Raw genomic sequence first — 6,898 nt, forward strand, 5'->3', positions numbered from 1 at the left:
CCGCGTCCAACCACCCGTCCCCGAAGTCGTGATCTCCAAGCTATGACGATACGCGCACTGGCCGCGCGGTTTGTGGACGGGCCGCACATTTCCGCGACCGACAAGGCCGACCTGGCCCTGCAGAGCTGGCTGGCCGAGCTGGAAGGCGAGCAAACGGCCGAGATCGCCGCGCTGCTTGAGCAGACGCGCGCCAAAGCCATCCTGCTCGGCATTGCCGAATATTCGCCCTATCTGTTCGAGCTGATCCGCAGCGAGGCGGCGCGGCTGATCCGGATTTTGAAATGCGAGCCGGAGAAACATCTTGCCTCGCTGATCGAAACCACAGCAGGCGACGTGTTTGCCGCCTCGGGCGAAGCCGAAGTGATGCGGCTGCTCCGGCGCATGAAGTCGGAGGCGGCGCTCTTGATTGCGCTTTGCGACATCGGCGGCGTCTGGCCGGTGATGCAGGTGACCGCGGCGCTGACCGATCTTGCGGTCGCCTCGGTGCAGATGGCGCTGCGCCATGTGCTGCGGCAGGAGACCGTGCGTGGGCGGCTTTCGCCGAAAGACGGCGAACATCCAGAGGCGGATAGCGGCCTGTTCGTGCTCGCCATGGGCAAGATGGGCGCGGGCGAGTTGAACTATTCCAGCGACATCGACCTCATCGTGTTCTTCGATCCGGAAGCGCCGACGCTCGCCGAGGATATCGAGCCGCAGCCATTCTTTGTGCGTGTTGCGCAGGCGATGGCGCGGCTGTTGCAGCAGCGCACCGGCGACGGCTACGTGTTCCGCGTCGATTTGCGGCTGCGGCCGGATCCGGCCTCGACGCAGGTCGCGATCTCGACCGACGCGGCGCTGCACTATTACGAGCGGGAAGGGCGGACCTGGGAGCGCGCCGCCATGATCAAGGCGCGCGCTTGCGCCGGCGATCTTGCGGCAGGCGAGGCGATGATCGCCGAGATCGCGCCGTTCGTCTGGCGCAAGCATCTCGATTTCGCAGCCCTTGCCGACGTCCACGACATGAAGCGGCAGATGCAGACCTATCGCGGCCAGAGCGAGATCGCGGTCGAAGGCCACAACGTCAAGGTCGGCCGCGGCGGCATCCGCGAGATCGAATTCTTCGCACAGACCCAGCAATTGATCGCGGGTGGTCGGCATGCAGAGCTACGGGTGCGGCCGACGCTGGAGGCGCTCAGCGTCCTAGCTTCGAGCAACTGGATTACCGGCGAGGCGCGCGACGAGCTTTCCGCGGCCTATCAATTCCTGCGTCGCGTCGAGCACCGGCTGCAGATGATTGCCGACGAGCAGACGCATTCGCTGCCGGACAATGTCGAGGCGGTCGAGCGCTTTTCGCGTTTCCTCGGCTATCCGGATCGCGCCGCCTTTGCGAAGGATTTGCTGGCGCAGCTCAACATCGTGCAGGGGCATTACGCCAAGCTGTTCGAGGGCGATCCGACCGGAACGGCGACGCCGGCCGATATCGATTACAGAGCTGGCCCCGAGGACCAGCGCCTGCTCAATCATCTTGCCGCGCTCGGCTTCAAGGAGCCGGTCAGGGTGGCGCAAACGGTGCAGCTCTGGATGGCCGGCGAGTACCGTGTGTTCCGCACGGAATCAACCCGGGCCGCGTTTGCCGAGTTTTTGCCGGCGTTGATCGACGGGCTCGCCAATGCCGAGGAGCCTGACCGCGCGGTGGTCGCCTTCGACCGTTTCCTCGCGGCCCTGCAGCGGGGCGGGCGGCTGATCACGCTGCTCGGCCAGAACCGCGATCTCGTCGCGCTGGTGGCGCTGGTGCTCGGTGCGGCACCCCGGCTCGGCGACATGCTGGCGCGGCAGCCGCAGCTCATGGACGGGCTGATCGATCCGCGCTTCTTCGGCGCCATGCCCGACCGGCGCGAGCTTTCCGTGCGGCTGGCGGCGACGCTGACGGACGCGGACTCCTATGAGGAGTTTCTCGATCGGCTGCGCCTGTTCGGCCAGGAGAGCCTGTTTTTGATCGGCACGCGCATCCTGTCCGGCACCGTTTCCGCGCAACAGGCGGGAACTGCTTTCGCCGATGTGGCCGAAGGCATCGTGCACACCGTGCACGGTCTCGTGACCGAGCGCTTCGCCCCCCAGCACGGGCGCATCAGGGATCAGCAGACGGCGATCCTGGCGATGGGCCGGCTCGGCAGTCGCGAGATGACTGCAAGCTCCGATCTCGACCTGATCCTGCTTTATGATTTCGACGCCGACGCGCCGGACTCCGACGGCGAGCGGCCGCTCAGCGGCGCGCATTATTTTGCCCGCTTCACCCAGCGCCTGATCTCTGCGTTCACGACCCGCACCAACTACGGCGTGCTCTACGAGATCGACATGCGGCTCAGGCCGTCGGGGCGGGCGGGTCCCTTGGCCTCGCACATCGATTCCTTTGCCGAATATCAGGAGCGCGAGGCCTGGACCTGGGAGCACATGGCGCTGACGCGGGCGCGGGTGATTTCGGCAACGCCGGCGTTTCGCGCGCGGATCGAGACCGTCATCCGCGAGGCGCTGACGCGGCCGCGCGAGGCGATCGGCATCGCCCACGACGTCGCCGACATGCGTCGCGCGATCGCGCAGGAGAAGGGCGAGGACGAGCCGTGGGAGCTGAAATATGCGGCCGGCGGCATGATCGACATCGACTTCATCGCGCAATATCTGCAGCTCGTGCATGCCGGCGAGAAGCCCGATATCCTCGACGTCAATACGCTCGAGGTGATCGAAAGAGCCGCGCGGCTCGGCGTGCTGCCGGCGGCGGAAGCCGAGCTTTTGCGCGCGGCCGGCAGGCTCTATCACGACCTCACGCAGGTGCTGAGACTTTGCGTCAGCGACAAGTTCGATCCGAAGGCGGCGGGCGAAGATCTGCAGCGCGTGCTGGCGCGCGCCGGCGACGCGCCCGATTTTTCGTCTCTTGAAGCGCGCATCAAGGAGACGCAAGCTGAGGTGCGCCGCGTCTTCAAGTCGATCGTCGAGGAACGCTGAAGCGCGATGGCTTCGCCGCCGCGCTTCAGCTTATTATCTGCGCATGATCTTTTCGGAAAACCGCTGCACACTTTTCCGGATCATGCGATAAAGGACAATATGATGGCATCCGCCGGAGCCTCAGAGGCCGTCGTCGACGGGACCCAAGCGCACCTGTCATCGTTCGTTCGGCACAGGATCTTCGTCTATCTCGGCATCCTGATTGTTTTGCTGGCGTTCGGGGCGCCCTCGGGCGGCCTGATCGATATTCCGATCAGCTTCCTGCTCAAGAACAAGCTGCACTTGCAGGCCCATGAAGTCGCCGGTTTTCGTCTGCTGGCAGCGGTGCCGCTCTATCTGTCCTTCGTGTTTGGATTTGCCCGCGACCTGTGGAGCCCCTTCCGCATGGGGGACCGTGGGCTGATGGTGCTGTTCGGAAGCCTCAGCGCCGCCCTCTATGTCGTCTTTGCCTTTGTTCCGATCAGCTATCCGACCCTGCTCGTTGCCCTCGTCATGCTGACGGTCTCCTTCCTGTTTGTCTCCAGCGCGCAGAATGGACTGACGGCGTTGATTGGACAACAGCACGCGATGACGGGCCAGGTCAGCGCCATCTGGAATATCTTCCTGTCGATCCCGACGGTGGGCGCTTTGCTCGCAGGCGGCATGCTGAGCGGCCTGCTCGAGCATGAGGGCGCCGACCGGGCGGTGCGAATCCTGTTTCTCGTTGGCGCCGCCATCATGGGAACGGTCGCGCTTTATTCGGTCTGGAAGCCAAAGGAGGTGTTCGACCATGTCCGAATCGAACTCGCGCCCGGGCAGTCTGCGAGCGAGAGCCTGAGGACGCTGGCGCGACACTGGCCGATCTACCCGGCGCTCTTGATCTGGTCGCTGTGGGATTTTGCCCCCGGTTCGACGACGCCGCTGCAGTATCATCTGCAGAACACGCTGCACGCCACCGACGCCCAATGGGGGCAATGGAACGCGATCTTTGCCGGATCGTTCATCCCGGCCTTCATGGTCTATGGATTTCTGTGCAAGCGGTTTGCGCTCAGGCCGATCCTGATCTGGGGTACCGTCATTGCGATCCCGCAGATGGTTCCGCTGCTGTTCATCCATTCGATGACGGGCGCCCTGATCGCGGCGGTACCGATCGGCCTGATGGGCGGGATCGCCACCGGCGCGTATCTGGACTTGATCATCCGATCATGCCCGCCTGGCCTGCAGGGCACGACGCTGATGCTCGCGAGCAGCCTTTATTTCGCCGTCACGCGCTTTGGCGACCTCCTTGGCACCCATCTTTACGATACCTATGGCGGCTTTTCGGTGTGCGTGCTCGCGATCACGCTGGTCTACGCCCTGATCCTGCCGACCCTTCTGCTGGTGCCGAAGCATCTGACCGCCACGGCGGATCAGGACACGGCCTAGCGTGTGCGCGGGTCAGGCATTCTTGAGAGATGCGATTGCCTCGTGCACGTCGGGATCGAGGCCCGCGCCGCCCGCATCGACATGCGCGAGGATGGCTTTGAGCATCCTGGGGTCCCAGAATTTTCGGATGTGCTCCGCGACACCAGCGACTGCCCTGTCGCGTCCCTGCGCGTGGAAGAATTTTCCGATCTGGTTGGCCATGTAGACCAGGCGATCAGGCGACGATGACATGGGCGGTCTCCGTGAGGGCGACATCGGCGGAAACCCGCTCGGGATGGGTGAAGATCTCAAAGCCGTCGGAACGCGCAACCGCTACAAGCGCAATGCCGGCGGCTTCCGCCGTCCGCACGGCGAGTGCCGTCGGCGCGGAGACGGCGACCATCAGCGGTGCGCCGATCGCGGCGGTCTTCTGCACCATCTCGACGGAGACGCGGCTCGTCAGCAGCACCATGCCTTCGCTTGCTTCGGCCCTTTCGCGCGCGAGCGCGCCGGCGAGCTTGTCGAGCGCGTTGTGACGGCCGACATCCTCCCGCAGAGAGATAATGTCGCGCGCTGCCGTCCAGAATGCCGCGGCGTGTGCACCGCGTGTCTCGATATTGATCCGCTGCAGCGGCGCGATTGTCGCCATCGCCGTCATGATCTCCTGCGGTGAGAAGGCGCGTCCTTTCGGCACGATCGCCGTCGGGCGCACCGCTTCCGCAATCGACTCGATGCCGCAGATGCCGCAGCCGGTCGGGCCGGCCATGTGCCGCCGCCGCTCATTCACGAGTTCGGCGCGATCCGGCGATAGCCACATGCGCAGTTCGATGCCGTCACCCAGCCCGATGATATCGAGCGACTTGATGTCATCCGCCGAGTGCACGATGCCTTCGTTGAGGCTGAAGCCGAGGGCGAAATCCGGCAAATCCTGCGGCGTGCCCATCATCACCGCGTAGGTGCCGCCGTTATAGGTCAGCGCCAGCGCGGTCTCTTCCGGGATCAACCGCGTGCCCTCGGCGACGCGACCGTCGCGCCACGCCTTCCGCCGCACCGGGCTGACTGGACGCTGCACGAAGCTCACTCCGCGGCTTCCGCCGGCAGAATGCGGCGGGAGTGACGCGCTTGCGCGTCATAGGCCTTCTGCCAATCCGATGGCCCGTTGGAGGGCGAAATCTGCACCGCCGTGACCTTGTATTCCGGACAGCTGGTCGCCCAGTCCGAGAAATCCGTGGTGATGACGTTGGCCTGCGTGTCCGGATGGTGGAAGGTGGTGTAGACCACGCCCGGCGCGACGCGGTCGGTGATCAGGGCGCGCAACGTCGTCTCGCCGGCGCGGCTTGCGAGCCGCACCCAGTCGCCGTCGCGCACGCCGCGCTGCTCGGCATCGTGGGGATGGATCTCGAGCCGGTCTTCGTCGTGCCAGACCACATTCTCGGTGCGGCGGGTCTGGGCGCCGACATTGTATTGGCTGAGGATGCGCCCGGTGGTGAGCAGGAGCGGGAAGCGCGGACCGGTACGCTCGTCGGTCGGGATGTATTCGGTGACGACAAACTTGCCCTTGCCGCGCACGAAGCTGCCGATATGCATCACCGGCGTGCCCTCGGGCGCCTTCTCGTTGCACGGCCACTGCACCGAGCCCAGCTCGTCGAGCTTCTTGTAGGAGACGCCGGCGAAGGTCGGCGTCAGTGCCGCGATCTCGTCCATGATCTCGGATGGGTGATTGTAGTCCATCTCGAAGCCCATCGCCTTGCCAAGCCGGATCGTCACTTCCCAATCCGCAAGGCCGTTGCGCGGCGTCATCACCTTGCGCACGCGCTGGACGCGCCGCTCGGCGTTGATAAAGGTGCCGTCCTTCTCGAGAAAGGTCGAGCCGGGCAGGAAGACGTGGGCGTAGTTCGCGGTCTCGTTGAGGAAGAGGTCGTGAACAATGACGCATTCCATCGCCGACAATGCCGCGACCACGTGGCTGGTGTTGGGATCGGACTGCAGGATGTCTTCGCCCTGCACATAGAGGCCCATGAAGGTACCTTCGATCGCGGAATCGAACATGTTGGGGATGCGCAGGCCCGGCTCCTTGTCGAGCTTGACGTCCCACGCCGCCTCGAACTCTTCGCGCACCGCGTCGATCGCAATGTGCCGGTAGCCAGGCAGCTCGTGCGGGAAGGAGCCCATGTCGCAGGAGCCCTGCACGTTGTTCTGGCCGCGCAGCGGATTGACGCCGACACCTTCGCGGCCGATGTTGCCGGTCGCCATCGCGAGGTTCGCGATGCCCATCACCGTCGTCGAACCTTGCGCGTGTTCGGTGACGCCCAGGCCGTAGTAGATCGCGGCGTTGCCGCCCGTCGCATAGAGGCGCGCGGCGGCGCGTACCTGCTCGGCCGGCACGCCCGTCACGTCGGCGGTCGCCTCGGGCGAATTGTCGGCACGCGATACGAATTCGCGCCACTGCTCGAATGCGCGCGTCTCGCAGCGCTCGGCGACGAACGCGTCGGCGACGAGCCCCTCGGTGACGATCACATGCGCGAGTGCGTTGACG

The 6,898-nt window shown here is 65.1% G+C and carries 5 protein-coding genes; 2 read left to right on the forward strand and 3 right to left on the reverse strand.

The window, feature by feature from the left end; translation table 11 throughout:
• The first annotated feature begins 42 nt into the window (after positions 1-42).
• On the forward strand, positions 43-2,979 hold the full coding sequence (locus VKR55_RS21535) for a bifunctional [glutamine synthetase] adenylyltransferase/[glutamine synthetase]-adenylyl-L-tyrosine phosphorylase (protein ID WP_324406461.1): 2,937 nt from the start codon (positions 43-45) through the stop codon (positions 2,977-2,979).
• A 102-nt stretch (positions 2,980-3,081) separates the two neighbouring features.
• On the forward strand, positions 3,082-4,383 hold the full coding sequence (locus VKR55_RS21540; protein WP_324406462.1) for an MFS transporter: 1,302 nt from the start codon (positions 3,082-3,084) through the stop codon (positions 4,381-4,383).
• 12 nt (positions 4,384-4,395) lie between these two features.
• Here VKR55_RS21540 and VKR55_RS21545 read toward each other — a convergent pair whose 3' ends face one another.
• The 3 genes from VKR55_RS21545 to VKR55_RS21555 all read right to left on the reverse strand — a co-directional run.
• Positions 4,396-4,614, reverse strand: coding sequence for a formate dehydrogenase subunit delta (locus tag VKR55_RS21545; RefSeq protein WP_324406464.1), 219 nt, complete (start codon positions 4,612-4,614; stop codon positions 4,396-4,398).
• Positions 4,598-5,434 carry a formate dehydrogenase accessory sulfurtransferase FdhD gene (gene fdhD, locus VKR55_RS21550; RefSeq protein ID WP_324406465.1) on the reverse strand — a complete coding sequence of 279 codons (837 nt, stop codon included), beginning with the start codon at positions 5,432-5,434 and terminating at the stop codon, positions 4,598-4,600. The genes VKR55_RS21545 and fdhD overlap by 17 nt, the downstream gene beginning before the upstream one ends.
• Positions 5,435-5,439: 5 nt before the next feature.
• Positions 5,440-6,898 (reverse strand): molybdopterin oxidoreductase family protein (locus VKR55_RS21555; RefSeq protein ID WP_324406467.1); only part of this gene is annotated, 1,459 nt, incomplete at its 5' end.

Source organism: Bradyrhizobium sp., from assembly GCF_035309285.1.
Classification (GTDB): Bacteria; Pseudomonadota; Alphaproteobacteria; order Rhizobiales; family Xanthobacteraceae; genus Bradyrhizobium.